Genomic DNA, 16,925 nt, shown 5'->3' with positions numbered 1-16,925 from the left:
GTTCATTTCGTCAGTCCGAGCAGTGCGGCGGTGAGCCCGTAGTCGGGGCCGAAGTCCTGGACGTTGCCGGTGGTGCGGCAACCATCGGGACGCATCTGGATCCGCTCACAGAACGCGCTGACGATCTCGCCCGAGAGGGCGGTGCCGATCAGCGCCTGCAGGCGGACGAAGCCCTTTTCCTTGTTGATCGCGCCGTCGATGTTCTGCATCAGCAGCGGCACGATGTCGACGATCTCGACCATCGCGCCCGAGTTGGCGCGCAATTGGTTGGTCACGGTGGTCAGGCCGGTCAGCGAGGCGGCCAGTTCTTCCTGATGCCCGGCGAAGGTCGTCGAGGTGTTGTTCAGGAACTGGTTGAGCTGATCGAGGGTGGCCTGCAGACCGGGCGCCTGGTCGGCGAGCAGCCCCGACATGGCGGTCACCCGGTCGCTGAAGTCGCGCACGGACTGATCGTTGTCGGCCAGCATCGTCGTGAGCTCGTTGAGCTTGATGATGATGTTGGCGATGGCGTCCTTGTTGTCGACACCGACCTTCAACGCACCCGAGAGCGCGTCGAGGGTTTCGCGGATCTTCTGACCGTTGCCGTTGAGCACCGGGTAGAGCACCCGGCCCGACAGCGGGCCGAGACCCTCCTGGCCGGGTTCGGGCTTCAGGGCGGCGGCGAACTGGTCGATGGTCTTGATCATCGTGTCCAGCTCGACCGGCGTCCTGGTGCGCGCCTTGGGCAGGTGATCGCCGGACTTCAGCGCTTCACCGCCGGTGAACGGCGGGCTCACCTCGATGTGGCGGTCGGTGACGATCGAGGGCGAGATGATCGCCGCGATCGCGTCTTTCGGGATCTTGACGCCGGCGTCGACGGTCATGTGGACCTCGACGTAGGTGCCCTTGGGCACGATCTTGTCGACCTTGCCCACCGCGAGGCCGAGGACCATGACCTCGTTGCCCTCGTACATGCCCGCGATGTTCTCGAAGTCGGCGGTGATCTTGGTCGAGCGGCCGAGCGCGTCGTCGAACTGGCTCGGCATCAGCGAGCAGCTGCCGAGGGCCAGTGCGGTGGTGGCGATCATCATGGTCCGCGCGATGCGGAGCTTGTTGGTCAGTTTCATCCTTGGCACCCCTGGATCACCTGAACGAAGCACAGCCAGTTGTCCGGGAACAACCACGGCAGTGCGACCGAACCGTAGTTACCGTTGCCGAGCGCGTTGTTGAAGTAGCGCGCCGTGGGCTGACCGATCTGCAGCAGCTTGTCGAGATTGTCCTTGTTCTTCTGCAGACCCTCGGCCATGGTGTTGAGCTGGCTGATGGTGCCGCCGAACTGATCGCCGTTCTGGGCGCCGATCTCCTCCAGCTGACGGGTCAGCGTGGCGACATTGTCCAGCAGCTGGCGCAGCAGACTCTGCCGTTCCATCACCCGGTTGGCGATGGCCTCGCCCTGGGTGATGACGAGCAGGATCGAGTTGCGGTTGTCGGCGAGCAGCTGGGTGACCCGGTTGAGGTCCTTGATCAGACTGTCGACCTCACCCTTGCGCTGGTCGACGACCTTCGCGACCGCGCCGACGCTGTCGAGCGCCTGGGCGACCAGCTCCGGCGAATCGCCGAGCTGGGAGTTGATGGTGTTGAGCGAGGCGGCGAGCTTCTTGGTGTCGAGCGCCTCGAACTTGGGCGTACCGACCTGCACCACATCGGCGATGTTGTACGGCACGTCGGTGTTGTTGCGCGGGATCGTCTTGTTCTTCAGACCCGTGCCGTCGCCCGGCTGCAGGTCCACGTAGCGCGCGCCGAGCAGGGTCGCCATCTTGATCGCGGCGTGCGCGTCGGGACCGAGCTTGAGCGAGCTGTCCACGTCGAGGGTGACCACCACGTGATCGCCCTCGATCTTGGCGCCGGAGACCGTGCCGACCTGCACACCCGAGACCGCGACTTTGTCACCGGTCTTGATGCCCGCGGCCTGCACGAATTCCGCGTCGATGGACTGTTTTCCGAGCCCGATGAACTGGTAGATGCTCGAACCGACCAGCAGCAACACGATGCACAGCGCACCGATCACACCCAGCCAGAAGTTGCGGTTACCGACGAAGGCTGACTTGATCTTGCTCATCTGCACACCTCGGAATGGCCGGTGCCACCGATCTGGCTGACCAGACCGCGCGGGAACAGAACCCCGTAGAGCGAGATGTCCAGACCACACAGGTAGGCGTTGGCGTGGGTGCCTTCCGATGTCATCCGGCCGAGGTCGGCGAGCATGGAAGGCATGTCGATCGCGACCTGGTCGAGCTTGGCGCCGTTGGCCAGCAGCAGATTCAGCGCCGCGGTGGTCGAGTTCTGGGTCGCAGCCAGCTTCGGCTGGATCTTGGTCATCATCCCGACCAGCGCGGTCGTGGAATCGGCGAGGGTGACCGTGGACGCCTGCAGCGACTGACCCTGGTCGTAGAGTCCGCCGATCAACGCCCTGGTCTGGGTAATCAGGGTCTCCAATTCATCCCCTCGCTTTGCCAACCCGGCCATCACACCGGACAGGTTGGTGATCACGTCGGACAGGATCGCGTCGCGACGCTGGAAATCGGTAGCCAGCTGGGCCGCCTGAACGATGAACGCCGACAGCGAAACCCCGTCGCCCTGCAGCGCCTGGATCAGGGTCTCCGACATCGCGTTGACCTCGGCGGGCTCGAGCGCCTGGAACAGCGGCTGGAAACCGTTGAGCAGGGCCGAGATATCGAACGAGGGCTCGGTGCGGTCGAGCGGAATGGTGGAGCCGCTCTTGAGCGCCTCCGGGCTCGGCGTCGCGCCCGGGGTCAGCGCCACATAGCGCTGACCGATCAGGTTCTGGTACCTGACCAGCGCCTTGGTGTCGTTGAACAGGGTCTGGTCGCTCTGCACGATGAACGACACCTTGGCGTCGTTCTTGCCGTCGAGCTCGATTTTCTCGACCTTGCCGACGCGTACGCCGGCCATCCGGACATCGTCGCCGGGCCGCAGCCCGAGGACGTCGGTGAAGATCGCGGTGTACTTGCGGGTGTCACCGTCGACCGTGCGAGCCAGTGTGTTCCACACGACCACGGTGACGAGCAGTGACACGAGCGCGAAGATACTGAACCCGATCAGTGGCTTACGGATACTCATGCGCCACCCCCGTTTTCGGACACTTGCAGGGTTCCGCCCTTCAAAATCGGACCGAGCAGCAGATATTCGGACGCGTTCGGCTTGCGACCGAGCAGCTGAGTCATCGCCGCGTCACCGGAGTAGGAGATCGGTGTCGCGGTGGGCACGCTCGCCGGAGCGGGCGCCGCGGCCGGAGCGGCCGCGGGAGCGGGCGCGCCACCCAGCACACCGGGCAGGCCCGGAATCTGGATCGAGGGGACGAGACCCTCGAGCGGCGTGCCCTGGAACGGCTTGATCTCGGTGCCGTTGGCCGTGTGCATCGGCGCGACACCGGGACTGGTGAGACCCGGGATGTCGGGCATGCCCGGGATCGACACCAGCGGCGGGAGACCCGCGGCCGAGTCGAGCTTGCGCGGACGCAGGTTGTCCGGGATCGCCGGCAGCGAGGCCTCGGCCGGTGCGGTAAAGCAGCTCGGTCCGAGCAGGTCGCCGTAGCGCGGGCAGTCGGCGACGGTGTTGGGCTGGTACGGCGTGAAGGTCAGGCCGGCGTTCCACACCATCTGCTTGCCGCTCGGTCCACCGTGGAAGGTGGTGTTGAGCTGGGCCAGCGAGGGACCGAAGACCTGGAAGGTCTTGGTGATCGACGCGGGGTCGGCGGCCAGCGCACCCAGGGTGGCGTTCATACCGACCGTGACTTCCTTGCCCACATCGGGATTCGACGCGAACAGGTCGTTCACCCGGTCGGTGGTGGCGCTCGCACCGGCCAGCAGCGCGATCAGCTGTTCGCGCTTGGTGGCGATGGTGTTCGCGGTCTGCACCGAGGAGCCGAGCACGTCGAGCAGTTCCGGCGCCGACTGGTTCAGCGCGTGCGCGGAGTTGGAGAAGTTGTCCAGCATGCCGCCCACGTTCGGGCCCGCGTCGGCGACCGTGGTCAGCCAGTGGTCGAGGCGCTGGATGGTCGAGCCGGGAACCCGGCCGCTGCCGTCGAGCGCCTGGGTGAGCGTGCCGAGCACGCGACCCAGCTGCACCGGATCGACCTCGTCGAGGATGTCGCGCACCGTGGTGAGCGTGTCCTGCAGCGCGATGGTGCCCTGGCTGCGGTCCTCGGGGATCTGCGAGCCCTCCTTCAGGTGCTGGCTGTTCGCACCGTTGTAGACCAGCTCCACGGACGTGACCGCGAAGAGGTTGGAGGGCACCACGCGGGCGGTGACGGTGTTGGGGATGCCGTCGGCGAACTCGGGCTTGAGCTCGATGTTCACCTTCTGCTCGGCGCTCTTGCCGATCTCGACGTTCTTCACCACGCCCACGAGCACGCCGCGGAACTTCACGTCGGCATCGGAGGGCAGGCCGTCACCGGTGGTCGACAGGTTCGCGACCACGTTGACCTTGGGAACGAAGTAGCCCTGGTAGCGGGCCGTGAGGAAGGCCAGGATGACGCCGAAGACGATCAGACCGGCGGTACCGGCCACGTACAACTGCTTCATGGTGGGACCGCGCCCACTGGGATCGATGATCATCGCGCGCCTACCCCGAGATCCTGATACCGGGGTTGATGCCCCAGATCGCCAATGTCATGAGGAGGTCGGCGAACACGACCAGGATGATGCACATCTTGATCGCGCGGCCGGCCGCCACGCCGACGCCTTCGGGACCGCCCGAGGCGAAGAAGCCGTAGTAGCACTGGATGAACGTCGTGATCATGACGAAGATGATCGCCTTGAGCAGGGAGTAGAGGACGTCCGTCGGCACCAGGAATTGGAAGAAGTAGTGCGAGTAGGTGCCCGACGCCGTACCGCCGATCAATTGCACGGTGACCGAGCAGGCCAGGTAGGCCATGGTCAGACCGAGGCAGTACAGCGGCACGATCGCCATCACCGCGGCCATCATCCGGGTGCTCACCAGGTAGGGCAGCGGGCGAATCGCCACCGACTCGAGCGCGTCGATCTCCTCGGAGATGCGCATGGCGCCCAGCTGTGCGGTGAATCGACAGCCCGCCTGGGCCGCGAAGGCCAAGGCCGCCAGCAGCGGGCCGAGCTCGCGGGTGGTGGCGAAGGCCGAGATCGCGCCCGTGATGGGGCTCAATCCGAGCAGGTTCAGCGAGGTGTGGCCCTGAATGGCCACCGTCATCCCGCCGAAGGCGCTGATGATCAGGATGACGCCGATGGTGCCACCACCGACGACGATGTTGCCGTTACCCCAGGTGACGTCGGAGAGCAGCCGCCAGACCTCCTTCGGGTACTGCTTGAAGGCCAGCGGGATGGACCCGACCGAACGCAGGAAGAAGAAGACCTGGTGGCCGAGGCGGGCGAGCATGTCGCCGGGCGCCTTGCTGGCCTTCTGCAGCGACCGGATCGGTCGCAGTAGCGGAGGTACGTACGTAGATGACATGGCTCAGACCACCTGTGGGGGGAAGACGGCGGCGTAGATCTGGGTGATCGCCACGTTGACACCGAGCAGCATGACGGTGGAGCTGACCACCGCGGAGTTCACCGCGTTGGCGACACCACCGGGACCACCGCGAGCGTTCAGGCCGCAGTCGCAGGCGATGATCGAGGCGATCAGACCGAACAGGACCGACTTCAACAGCGCCACCGCGAGGTCGCGGGTGACCGCGAACGAGGCGAAGGTGCTCATGTAGGAGCCGGGCGTACCGCCCTGGGCGAAGATGTTGAACATGTAGCCGGTCAGGAAGCCGACGAAGACGACGAAGCCGCAGAGCAGGAAGCTGACCAGCATCGCGGCGCCGAGGCGGGGAGCCACCAGGCGGCGCAGCGGGTCGACACCCATGACCTTCATCGCGTCGATCTCTTCACGGATGGTGCGGGAACCGAGGTCGGCGCAGATGGCCGAACCGACGGCACCGGCGATCATCAGCGCGGTGACCAGCGGGGCGCCCTGCTGGATGATGCCGAGGCCGTTGGCCGCGCCGATGAACGACGTAGCACCGACCTGGCCCGCGACCGCGCCGACCTGGATCGAGACGATCACCGCGATCGGGATGGCGACCAGCAGCGTCGGCGCCGCGGCGACACTGGCCATGAACGCGGACTGCCGGACGAACTCGTCGAAAGGAAAACGCCGACGGAAGATCGCGACGATCAACTCCGTGATCGCTTCGATACCCATCGTGATCTGTCGACCGAAGGTTTCCAGCGACTTCTTCGGGTGGTCGTCCCAAAGGCCCTTCGTCCAGTCGACAGCCTCGCTGACTCGTGAACGTGTGGGCGGACTCTCGGTCGACTGCACTGCATAACCCCTCTCGACGCCGGGCCCTCAACGCCCCGGCGACTTGTTTGCTTGACGCACCTTACTACGGAGTAGCGCAGAACACATCACCGACATGTGAGCGCTGTCATAGATAGAGGTCACTGTCCGAAACGGCTATGAGACCGGCCATGCCGGACCCTACAGCCCGCAATTCGGGGATTCCTGGGATTACCCGCGAAGTCCTTTTCCTACATGGTTTCCCAGTACCAGCGGTCGCGGTAAAGGAATATTGCGGAACTTTGTCATTCATAACGAAGTCCTCGTCGAATTATCCGAACACTTCACGCGAGAATCACGAACGACGCGCCGCTCTGCGATTGCAATAGGGAATCGCTATGACAACCACTTCGGGAAGACCCGCACGACACGGCGGCAAACGCACCGGTCCGGGGGCGCGCCCGGGACCGAATACAGGCACGATAGACAGACCGTATTGATACTGTGCGAACTTCCGACATCTGGAGGGACATGTTCAGCAAACTCGCCAAGGTGGCCAACACCGCCTTCGCCCTCGCCCTCGGTGCAGCTCTGCTGGGCACCGGTGCGGCCAACGCGCAAGCAGGCCCCCCGGTGATCGGCGGCGGCTCCGGCATCGTGATCGACAACGCGTTCGAGTGCACCGTCACCACGGTGGGACACGACGGCGCGGGCAGGCTGGTCGGACTGACCGCGGGCCACTGCGGCGACGCGGGCGCGCCGGTCAGCGCCGAGGTGGATCGAGGCTACGGCGAGATCGGCCGTTTCGTGTACAGCAACTCCGAACTCGACTACGCGGTCATCGAGTTCACGCCGGGCCGGATCATCCCGGTCAACCGGATCGGCAACGTCACCATCACCGGCGTCGGCGGACCGGCACAGTTCCCGACGATCGTCTGTAAGGAAGGCCGGACCACCGGCAATACCTGCGGCATCACCTGGGGCGACGTGTTCGCGACCAATACCGAGACCTGGTCGCAGATGTGCGTGGTCGAGGGCGATTCCGGCGCGCCGGTCGTCGTCGGCTCGACACTGGTCGGCATGGTCAACGCCTATCTCGCGCTGGCCTGCTTCGGGCCCGAGGTCGGGACGAACATGAATTCGATCATGGACGACATCAACGCCCGCGGCGGCGTGGGTTCGGGCTATCACCCGATCTAGTCCCTCGCCCGTACTCCCTGGATGTCGAGCGGGTCGCGTGGTTGTCCACGCGGCCCGCTCTCGCTATGTGGCAAGCGATTTCGGCGCCAGTGCGGGTCCGTCGGCGCCCGCGCAATGCGGCAGGCAGTCGACGCGTTCGGGCTGCGGAGGCTGACGCGGCACGCGGAGCAGGACCGCCGCGACCCCCGCGCCGATCAGCAGCAACAACGCGCACCAGCGCATCGCGGTGTCGAAGCCGGCGGCGAAGGCGACCGGGTCGTCGAATGCACCGGACAACCCGGCCACCCCTGGCAACGCCGCCACGGCGAGTAGCTGTGCCGTTCGCGCCACGGCATTGTTCACCCCGGACGCGATGCCGGCCTCGCCCTCGCGCACCGCGGCGAGCACCGCGCCGGTCAACGGCGCTACCAGCACCGACAGTCCGAGCCCGAAGACGAACACGCCGGGCAGCACATCGGTGAGATAGTCCGCGCCCGGTCCGATCCGCTGCAACGCGAACACGCCGCCCGCGGCCAGCAGCGGACCGAACGTCATCGGAATCCGCGGCCCGTGCTGCTGCGCCCATCGGCCCGCGGGCGCCGAGAGCACCAGCATCAGCAGGGTGACAGGCAGTCCGGCGGCACCCGAGGCCATCGGCGAGTACCCGGCCACCAGCTGCAATTGCAGCACCAGCAGGAAGAAGACGCCGCCGAGCGCGGCGTACACGAGCAACGTCACCAGATTCGCCACCGTGAACACCCGCGACCGGAACAGCGACGGCGGCACCAGCGGATTGGGGCTGCGCAGCTCCACCAGCACGAAACACGCCAGCGCGGCCAGCCCGACCGCCACCAGCACCACCCGGGAATCGATGAGTCCCAGTGTGAGCGCACCGAGCGCGAGCGCGACGATCACCGCGCCCGGTATGTCGATCCGCGCGGGCGCCTCCGGATCACGGCTCTCCGGGACATATTTGAGCGTGACGACGGCGACCACCAGCGCGAGCGGCACATTGAGCAGGAAGATCGCCCGCCAGCCGACCAGATCGATCAAGCCACCACCGAGCAGTGGCCCGAACGCACCGGCCACCCCGCCGAGACCGGACCACAGTCCGATCGCACTGCCCTGGTCGCGTCGATCGATCGACGCCGAGATCAGCGCCAAGCTGCCCGGGGTGAGCAATGCGCCCGCCACGCCTTGCAGCAAGCGCGCGGCCACGAGCATCTCGATGTTCACCGCGGCCGCGCACAGCAGCGAGGTGATCGCGAATCCGACGATGCCCCAGACGAAGACGCGCCGACGGCCGAGCCGGTCGCCGAGCGAACCGCCGAGCAGGATGAAGGAGGCCAGCGTGAGCGTGTAACCGTTCACGGTCCACTGCAACCCGGCGACATCGGTGTGCAGCGATTCGCCGATCCGTGGCAGCGCGACGGAGACGACGGTGGCGTCCAGCGACGCCATCGACGAGCCGAGGATGGTGGCGAGCAGAATCCACCGGCCCGTGGCCGAGTTCAGCCGAACCGTCTGTGGCACTACTCCAAACTAGCCGCCACCCACGTCTTTCGTAGGGACTACAGGCTCTCCACGCAGACGACGACGTGGCGCTCGGCGTACTTGAAGCCGGAATCGGCGGCATCGGGGCAGTCGTCGACGCTGTCGGAGTTCTTGTTGATCGTGATGACCTTGACCGGTTCGGTCCCGCCCTCGCCGCACTCGATGCGCTTGGGTTCGTCGCCGCCCACGTCGATGCAGCCGCCGACGACCCAGTCGATGTCGAGGCACAGGGCGCCGGTCTCGATGCCGTTGAGCGTCTCGGCGTAGAAGTTGTCGCGGTCGCCGACGCAGCCGTTGCTGGTCTTGGCCTTGCCGATGACCTTGTAGTTCGACGAACGGCTACCGCACGCGGCCTTCTCGATGGTCGCGTCGTTGACCGTGCCGCCGAGCGCGACGCAGTCGCCGACGTTGGCCTGGAAGTCGGTCTTGCCGCCCTTGCTCGAGGTCGGCGCGGGCTTGCTCGCGGTGGGTTTGCCGGTGGTCGATTTGCCCGGCTTGGTGGTCGGCGTCGCGGTGCTGGTCGCGGGGACGACATCGATCGCCGGCTGGGCGTGGCCGTCGATGGTGCCTCCGCAACCGGTCGAGACGAACGCGGTCACGGTGATGGCGATCGCGCCGACGAGCCGGCCGATTGGCAAATCTGCAAACACCCATTGTGAATACACCACCGGAGCCACCCCCGTCGACTCCAACCGGCGGGTCTGTCCCTGCGATACCCTTGGGATTCCGGTCGCCGTGTGCGGCGCGGGGCCCCCGATCGCGTGTATCAGGAGGTATCCATCGTGTCAGCACCGGTCGACGACTTCGCGGCGCCACGGCAAATGGTGGTCGATCCGCGCTTCATCCGGCTCGCGGATCACTTCTTCGGGATGTTCGCCCAGCCCAGTCGTGGCGGCGGTGCGCTGGCCATCTACCTGGACGGACGCCCGGTCGTCGACATCTGGGCCGGCTGGGCGGCCAAGGATCAGCGCTGGACCGGCGAGAACATCGCGCTCACCTTCTCCACCGGCAAGGGTGTCGCCGCCACCGTGCTGCATCGGCTGGCCGAGCGCGGGCTCATCGATTACGAGGAGCCGGTGGCCACCTACTGGCCGGAGTTCGGGTCGCACGGCAAGGACGACATCACCGTGCGTGATGTGCTGTCCCATCGCGCGGGCCTGCACCGCGTGCGCGGGCTGGTGCCGGGTCGCGAGGGCATTCTCGACTACGACGCGGTGGTGACCGCCCTGGCCGAGAGCCCCGCCGACCCGCGCCGCATCCGCACCTCGGGCTATCACGCGATCACCTTCGGCTGGCTGGTCGCCGAGATCGTGCAGCGGGTCACCGGCGATCCGTTCACGGCGGTATTGCGCCGAGAAGTGGCCCAGCCCTTGGGAATCGACGAGTTCTGGTTCCAGGTGCCGCGGGGCGAGCGGCATCGGATCGCGAAGATCTTTCCGCATCTGGCGCCACCGGGGATCCGCTGGAACACCGCGTCGTCGGTGCTGTCGTGGGTGCGACCGGCGCGTGGTCTGGCCGAGGCGGGTATGCCGGAGAGCTTCGACGAACTGGTCCGCGATCCGCGGGTGCACGACGCGGTGATGCCCGGCTGGAACGGGGTGTTCTCGGCGCGGGCACTGGCCAGGATGTACGGGGCCCTCGCCAACGGTGGGCAGGTGGGCGACGTGCGGTTCCTGCGGCCGGAGACGATCGAGACGATCAACCGCACCCAGCAGACGAGCAGTCGCGACTATGTCCTCGGACTGCCGCTGCGGTTCACCCTCGGCTACCACCGGCCGGTACTGATGACCAAGCAGCAACCACGACATGCCTTCGGCCACTACGGTGTCGGCGGCTCCGGTGCCTATGCCGATCCCGATCTGGGGATGTCGATCGCGTTCGTCACCAATCGGCTGGGCGGGGCCGTGACGGCGCTCGGTGACGCGCGGTTGGCCAAGCTGGCGGCGATGGCGCAGGGGACGGTGCGCGGCGATCGAACCTCTCGAAGGGGTGCCACGTAGTACTGGGCATGAGTTCGCCGAGCCCTGCGCCCACCGCGCCGCGGTTGTCCCTGCTGCACGGCGTGGCCGCGGGGCGGGATTTCGAGGGCTACCTGCGACGACGCGCCGCGCGCAGTGATCCGTTCGCGGTCGGGTTCCCCGGGTTTCCGCCGGTGCTGTTCACCGGAACGGCCGAGGGCGCGCGCGCGTTGTTCCGGGCGCCGGTGGCGCTGCTCGAGCCGCCGCGGCCGAATCCGATCGAGCCGATGGTCGGGGCCGCGTCGCTGATTCTGAGTTCCGGGACGCGGCATCGCACCGACCGCGCGCTGCTGGCACCCGCACTGCACGGCGCGCGGGTGCGACTGCTGGGCAAGGTGATTCGCGAGGCGACACTGAACGAGATCCATCACGGTGCACGAGGTCCCTGGCAGCTCGGCACGCGCATCGATTCGCTGGCGGCAGCGCGCGCCATCACCTTGCGCGTCATCCTCGCCGCGGTGTTCGGCGCCGATTCCGATCGCGCGGCCGAATACGGCGGCGTGGTCACCGATTTCCTGACCGCCTTCACCACCCCGCTCCTGGTTGCGCCCGTATTGCGCCGTGGCATAGGCGGTTTCGGTCCGTGGGAGCGGTTCACCGCGGCTCGGGAGCGGCTCGACGAGCTGATCCTGGCCGACATCACCCGCCGGCGCCGCACCGGCCCCGCCGACGGTGACCTGCTCGATCTCCTCCTCGCCACCCGCTACGACGACGGCACCACCCTCACCGATGCCGAACTGTGCGAGCAGCTGCGCACCCTGCTCGTCGCGGGCCACGAAACCACCGCGACCACGCTCACCTGGGCGCTCTACCACCTGCACCGTGAACCCGGCCTGCTCGCCCGACTGCTCACCGAGCTACTCACCGCGGGCGACGACCCGGCCGAGCAGGCCCGGCTACCGCTGCTCGACGCCGTCTGCCAGGAAACCCTGCGCCTGCATCCACCGGTGCCGATCGTGCTGCGCACGGTGAAGGAGCCGCTGCGCTGGCTCGGGGTCGACGTGGCGGCGGGCGCCACCATCGGCCTTGCCGTCGGCGTGCTGCACAGCCAACCGTCCACCTGGCCCGCACCGCACCTGTTCCACCCCGACCGGTTCCTCGACCGCACCGTCACGCCATTCGAGTTCGCGCCGTTCGGCGGCGGTCACCGGCGCTGTATCGGCGCGACACTGGCCGACTACGAGCTGCGGATCGTGCTGGCCACGCTGCTGACCGAGGTCCGGTTGACCCTGGATCCCGCGCTGGCGCTCGGTGGGCGACCGCGCACCGTGCCCCGCAATCTCGCGACCGCACCGGATCGGGCGATCCACTTCACACGCACCGGGTGATCTGCCTCACGTGACGTTTGAGAGTCACACCGGTGTGTTTCCCCGCTGTTCGCACGCACCGCCGCCGACTCGCCGCTGTGAGCGCGGCGTTTGACGAAAGCCGATGAATAACAGCATGTTATGTGACCCACAGCACATAGTTGCGGGCCTGTTATCACCGCTCGGCGCGGCTGGCACCGTGTCACCTGGTGCGGGTAGTAATGGAGGGTCAGGGTCGGGGAAGTCGTTACCCCGTAGAGACCCGCTGCGGCCTCTACGGCACATGAGAACGAGCGTCACTGAGTAGATCTCGCGCCGCCGCACGCGGTACGAGAGATGGAATGGACGAGAAACCTATGCACTACGAGGCAAATATGCGGCAATCGCACTGGCTCCGCCGGGGTCTGCTGCTGTCGGCAGCGATCGCAGCGACCGGCGCGTTGATCGCCGTGCCCGCGCAGGCTCAGCCGACTCTGCCGGGCTTCGGCGCCGGTTCGAGCCAGCCCGCGGTGAACGAGCCCGCGCAGCAGGCGCCCTTCGCGCCGCCGAACATCAACATCGCCGACGGCGAGACCGTCGGCGTCGCGCAGCCGATCATCATCACCTTCCAGGAGCCGGTCGAGGACCGCGCGGCCGCCGAGCGGGCCATCAAGGTCACCTCGAGCACCAACGCGCCCGGCTACTTCTACTGGACCTCCAGCAAGCAGGTCCGCTGGAAGCCCGCCGAGTTCTGGCCGGCCAACACCAATGTGACCGTGGTCGCGGGTGGCACCTCCAGCGCGTTCCACATCGGTGACGCGTTCGTCGCCACCGTCGACGACGCCACCAAGATGATCGTCGTGACGATCAACGGTGAAGTCGTGCGCGAGATGCCGACCTCGCTCGGCAAGACCGGCCACGAGACCCCCAACGGCACCTACATCGTGGGTGAGCGGCTCGAGAAGATGACCATGGACTCGTCCACCTACGGCGTGCCGGTCACCGATCCCGAGGGCTACAAGCTCGAGGTCGAATACGCCACCCGCATCTCCAACAGCGGCATCTTCGTGCATGCCGCGCCGTGGTCGGTTGCGCAGCAGGGCTATTCGAACGCCAGCCACGGCTGCCTCAACGTGAGCACCGAGGACGCGAAGTGGTTCCTGGAGAACTCGCGCCGTGGTGACGCCGTGGTCATCACCGGCACCCAGGGCGGAACCCTCAGTGCGGGCGACGGTCTCGGCGACTGGAACTGATGTACTGAGCGCGATGCGCTGAACAAAACCCGAACAATACGATCAATCGAGGTCGTGTTGTTCGGGTTTTTGCTGTAATCGGCACTGTGTGCCCGATGTTCAGAAAATCGGCGGGCAGGGTTAACCAACGGTTCGCCATGCGCCGTAAAGCTGCCGCGGTGCGAAAGAGTCCAGAGCGGGTACTCCCCGGGAGAAGCCGTCCGTGGCAGGACTACGCGCTGTTCGCGGTACTAGTGGTGCCGAACCTGGCGCTGCTCACCCTGTTCGTTTACCGACCGCTTGCCGACAACATCCGGCTATCGTTCACCGACTGGAATATCGCTGAACCGGTAGCGAATTCGGTCGGGTTCGACAACTACATCGAGTGGTGGCAGCGCGACGACTCATGGAAGGTCGTCAGCAATACGGTGATCTTCACCGTGGCGGCCGTTGTGGTGAGTATGGCGCTCGGTCTCGCGCTGGCCATGCTGCTCGATCGAAAACTGTTCGGGCGCAATGTAGTCCGCTCGGCGATTTTCGCGCCGTTCGTGATTTCGGGCGCGGCGATCGGCGTAGCTTTTCAATTCATCTTCGATCCGAGTTTCGGTCTGGTACAAGACGTCCTGCACCGGCTCGGCGTCGACAATGTGCCGGATTTCTATCAGGACCCGGATTGGGCCCTGTTCATGGTGACGCTCACCTACATCTGGAAGAACCTCGGCTATGCCTTCGTGATCTATCTGGCCGCGCTGCAAGGTGTGCGCGCCGAATTGCTCGAAGCGGCCGAAATGGATGGCGCGAGCAGCTGGACCCGATTCACGAAAGTTCTTCTGCCACAACTGCGTCCGACAACCTTCTTTCTGTCGATCACCGTGTTGCTGAACTCGCTGCAAGTCTTCGACATCATCAATGTGATGACGCGCGGCGGACCGCTCGGCAACGGCACGACGACGATGGTGTTCCAGGTGTACGAGGAGTCGTTCCGCAATTTCCGGGCCGGCTACGGCGCCACCGTGGCCACGATCATGTTCGTGGTGCTGCTGGTGGTCACGTTGATCCAGGTACGCGTGATGGACCGAGGCGAACGATGAAACATGTAGGCCCGCAAACACTGTCGTACAAGCGGCGCGAACGTGCCGTGACGCTCCTCGGCTACGGGGCGATGGTGTGTGTGCTGATCATCGTCGGAGTTCCGCTGTTCTGGATCCTGATCACCTCGCTCAAGGACCGCTCCGACATCTACACCCAGCCCGCGGTCTACTGGCCGCACAGCTGGCACCCGGAGAACTACAGCCACGCCACCACCACGGTGCCGTTCTGGACGTTCCTGCGGAACTCGCTGATCGTCACCGGCGTGGTGTCGGTGGTGAAGTTCGCGCTCGGGGTGTTCAGCGCGTACGGCCTGGTGTTCCTGCGCTTCCCCGGCAAGAACATCGTGTTCCTGGTGATCATCGCGGCACTGATGGTGCCCAACCAGATCACCGTCATCTCCAACTACGCGTTCATCGCCCAGCTCGGCTGGCGCAACACCTTCCAGGGCATCATCATTCCGCTCTGCGGCGTCGCCTTCGGCACCTTCCTGATGCGCAACCACTTCCTGTCGCTGCCCGCCGAGGTGATCGAGGCGGCGCGGATGGACGGGGCGAACTGGTGGCGGCTGCTCACCCGCGTGGTGCTGCCCATGTCGGGACCGACGATGGTGGCGTTCGCGGTGGTCACGCTGGTCAACGAGTGGAACGAGTACCTCTGGCCGTTCCTGATGGCCGATTCCGCCGATGTCGCGACGCTGCCGGTGGGCCTGACCCTGCTGCAGAACACCGAGAACCCCAGCGTCACCAACTGGGGGCCGGTGATGGCGGGCACCGTGCTCACGATGCTGCCGATCCTCATCGTCTTCCTTGCCCTGCAACGTCACATGATCAAGGGCCTCACCTCCGGTGCGGTCAAGGGATAGTTCTCGAACAGGAGTTCGCCAGTGTCCAACTCACGATTCCCGGCGTTGAGTCGCCGTGGCTTCCTCGGCCTGACCGGCGGCGTCGCCGCTGCCGCGGCGCTGTCCGCGTGCGCGGGCACCGGCGGCGGATCCGGTGATTCCGGTGACGCCAACACGATCACCTTCTGGTCCAACCACCCCGGTACCTCCAAGGAGCTGGAGCTGGAGCTGATCAACCGGTTCCAGGCGAAGAACCCCGACCTGAAGGTGAACCTGGTCGACGCGGGCAAGAACTACGAGGAGGTGGCGCAGAAGTTCAACGCCGCGCTCACCGGTGGTGACCTGCCCGATGTTGTGGTGCTGTCGGACGTCTGGTGGTTCAACTACGCGCTGAGCAAGGCCATCGAACCGCTCGACGGGCACTTCGGCGCCGCGGGTGTGCAGCTGAGCGACTACGTCGACTCCCTCGCCGCCGACTACCTGTTCGACGGCAAGCACTACGCGCTGCCCTACGCCCGCTCGACGCCGCTGTTCTACTACAACAAGGACGTCTGGGCGAAGGCCGGACTGCCCGACCGCGGCCCGAACTCCTGGCAGGAATTCGACGAGTGGGGCCCGAAGCTGCAGTCGCTCGTCGGCGCCGACAAGTTCGCGCACGCCTGGGGTGACGCGAAGAACTACCTGGGCTGGACCTTCCAGGGCCCGAACTGGACCTTCGGCGGCGCCTACTCCGATCAGTGGAAGCTGAAGTTCACCGATCCGGGTTCGATCGCCGCGGCCACCTACCTGCGCGACTCGATCAACGTCAAGAAGTACGCCGCGATCCGCCCGCAGATCGCGGTCGACTTCGGCACCGGCGTCGCGGCCTCGACCATCGCCTCCACCGGCGACCTCAAGGGCATCAAGAAGAACGCCGACGGCAAGTTCGAGGTCGGCACCGCGTTCCTGCCGCACCCGAACGGTCCCGGCGTCACCACCGGCGGCGCCGGTCTGGCGATTCCGTCGCGGATCTCCGACACGCGAAAGGTCAACGCGCTCAAGTTCATCGAGTTCATCACCAACGCGGCCAACACGGCGTACTTCACACAGAACACGGGCTATATGCCGGTGCGCAAGTCGGCCGTGACCGACCCGAGCGAGATCGACTTCCTGGCGAAGAACCCCAACTCCAAGGTCGCCATCGACCAGCTCTCGGTAGCGAAGTCGCAGGACTACGCCCGCGTGTTCGTGCCCGGCGCCGATCAGATCATCGGCACCGGCTACGAGCAGATCGGCCTCCAGAACGCCGATCCGGCAACGGTTCTCGCGAAGGTGGCCGCCGACGTGCAGGCGATCATCGACCGGCAGATCACGCCCAAGCTGCCCAAGTAGTTCCCCCACGGGCCGGTGTTCGTTGTGACCACCGGCCCGTTTCGCTTTC

Annotated in this window: 15 protein-coding genes; 7 read left to right on the top strand and 8 right to left on the bottom strand. The window is 66.2% G+C overall.

What is annotated here, in order from left to right; all coding sequences use genetic code 11:
• Positions 1 to 2: 2 nt before the first annotated feature.
• The 6 genes from ACFTS5_RS23775 to ACFTS5_RS23750 are packed head-to-tail and all read right to left on the bottom strand — an operon-like array spanning position 3 to position 6,345.
• Positions 3 to 1,106 (bottom strand): MlaD family protein, encoded by a 1,104-nt coding sequence (locus ACFTS5_RS23775; RefSeq protein ID WP_378634700.1) that lies wholly within the window; start codon positions 1,104 to 1,106, stop codon positions 3 to 5.
• The gene (locus tag ACFTS5_RS23770; RefSeq protein WP_378634697.1) at positions 1,103 to 2,098 is read right to left on the bottom strand and encodes an MCE family protein; all 996 of its coding nucleotides are present in this window, start codon (positions 2,096 to 2,098) and stop codon (positions 1,103 to 1,105) included. The genes ACFTS5_RS23775 and ACFTS5_RS23770 overlap by 4 nt, the downstream gene beginning before the upstream one ends.
• Complete coding sequence (locus tag ACFTS5_RS23765; protein ID WP_378634694.1) at positions 2,095 to 3,120, bottom strand: MCE family protein; 1,026 nt, start codon at positions 3,118 to 3,120, stop codon at positions 2,095 to 2,097. The genes ACFTS5_RS23770 and ACFTS5_RS23765 overlap by 4 nt, the downstream gene beginning before the upstream one ends.
• Entirely contained in the window at positions 3,117 to 4,616 is a 1,500-nt protein-coding gene (locus ACFTS5_RS23760) for an MlaD family protein (protein ID WP_378634692.1), read from the bottom strand. Before ACFTS5_RS23760 ends, ACFTS5_RS23765 begins: the two co-directional genes overlap by 4 nt.
• Before the next feature lie 7 nt (positions 4,617 to 4,623).
• Positions 4,624 to 5,487: an ABC transporter permease gene (locus ACFTS5_RS23755; protein ID WP_378634691.1), complete on the bottom strand. Its 864-nt coding sequence runs from the start codon at positions 5,485 to 5,487 to the stop codon at positions 4,624 to 4,626.
• A 3-nt stretch (positions 5,488 to 5,490) separates the two neighbouring features.
• Positions 5,491 to 6,345, bottom strand: a complete 855-nt coding sequence (locus ACFTS5_RS23750; protein ID WP_266294734.1) for an ABC transporter permease — start codon at positions 6,343 to 6,345, stop codon at positions 5,491 to 5,493.
• A 489-nt stretch (positions 6,346 to 6,834) separates the two neighbouring features.
• Here ACFTS5_RS23750 and ACFTS5_RS23745 point away from each other — a divergent pair, with 489 nt between their 5' ends.
• Entirely contained in the window at positions 6,835 to 7,503 is a 669-nt protein-coding gene (locus ACFTS5_RS23745; RefSeq protein ID WP_378634688.1) for a S1 family peptidase, read from the top strand.
• A 63-nt stretch (positions 7,504 to 7,566) separates the two neighbouring features.
• Here ACFTS5_RS23745 and ACFTS5_RS23740 read toward each other — a convergent pair whose 3' ends face one another.
• On the bottom strand, positions 7,567 to 9,015 hold the full coding sequence (locus ACFTS5_RS23740; RefSeq protein ID WP_378634686.1) for an MFS transporter: 1,449 nt from the start codon (positions 9,013 to 9,015) through the stop codon (positions 7,567 to 7,569).
• Positions 9,016 to 9,053: 38 nt separating this feature from the next.
• Positions 9,054 to 9,674: a hypothetical protein gene (locus ACFTS5_RS23735; RefSeq protein WP_378634683.1), complete on the bottom strand. Its 621-nt coding sequence runs from the start codon at positions 9,672 to 9,674 to the stop codon at positions 9,054 to 9,056.
• A 183-nt stretch (positions 9,675 to 9,857) separates the two neighbouring features.
• Between ACFTS5_RS23735 and ACFTS5_RS23730 the strand changes: the two genes are divergently transcribed.
• The 6 genes from ACFTS5_RS23730 (at position 9,858) to ACFTS5_RS23705 (ending at position 16,876) form a co-directional block, all read left to right on the top strand.
• The gene (locus ACFTS5_RS23730) at positions 9,858 to 11,036 is read left to right on the top strand and encodes a serine hydrolase domain-containing protein (RefSeq protein ID WP_378635252.1); all 1,179 of its coding nucleotides are present in this window, start codon (positions 9,858 to 9,860) and stop codon (positions 11,034 to 11,036) included.
• An 8-nt stretch (positions 11,037 to 11,044) separates the two neighbouring features.
• A complete protein-coding gene (locus ACFTS5_RS23725) occupies positions 11,045 to 12,382 on the top strand; it encodes a cytochrome P450 (RefSeq protein ID WP_378634681.1) in 1,338 nt (445 codons plus the stop codon).
• Between the two features lie 320 nt (positions 12,383 to 12,702).
• Complete coding sequence (locus ACFTS5_RS23720; protein ID WP_378634678.1) at positions 12,703 to 13,593, top strand: L,D-transpeptidase; 891 nt, start codon at positions 12,703 to 12,705, stop codon at positions 13,591 to 13,593.
• Between the two features lie 158 nt (positions 13,594 to 13,751).
• On the top strand, positions 13,752 to 14,663 hold the full coding sequence (locus tag ACFTS5_RS23715) for a carbohydrate ABC transporter permease (protein WP_378634676.1): 912 nt from the start codon (positions 13,752 to 13,754) through the stop codon (positions 14,661 to 14,663).
• Positions 14,660 to 15,526 (top strand): carbohydrate ABC transporter permease, encoded by an 867-nt coding sequence (locus tag ACFTS5_RS23710; RefSeq protein ID WP_378634673.1) that lies wholly within the window; start codon positions 14,660 to 14,662, stop codon positions 15,524 to 15,526. The genes ACFTS5_RS23715 and ACFTS5_RS23710 overlap by 4 nt, the downstream gene beginning before the upstream one ends.
• Positions 15,527 to 15,547: 21 nt before the next feature.
• On the top strand, positions 15,548 to 16,876 hold the full coding sequence (locus ACFTS5_RS23705) for an ABC transporter substrate-binding protein (RefSeq protein ID WP_378634671.1): 1,329 nt from the start codon (positions 15,548 to 15,550) through the stop codon (positions 16,874 to 16,876).
• Positions 16,877 to 16,925: the final 49 nt, after the last annotated feature.

The sequence above is a fragment of the Nocardia sp. NPDC056952 genome (genome assembly GCF_042674185.1).
In the GTDB taxonomy this organism is placed as follows: domain Bacteria; phylum Actinomycetota; class Actinomycetes; order Mycobacteriales; family Mycobacteriaceae; genus Nocardia.
This window is presented reverse-complemented; position numbering and strand designations above follow the sequence as displayed.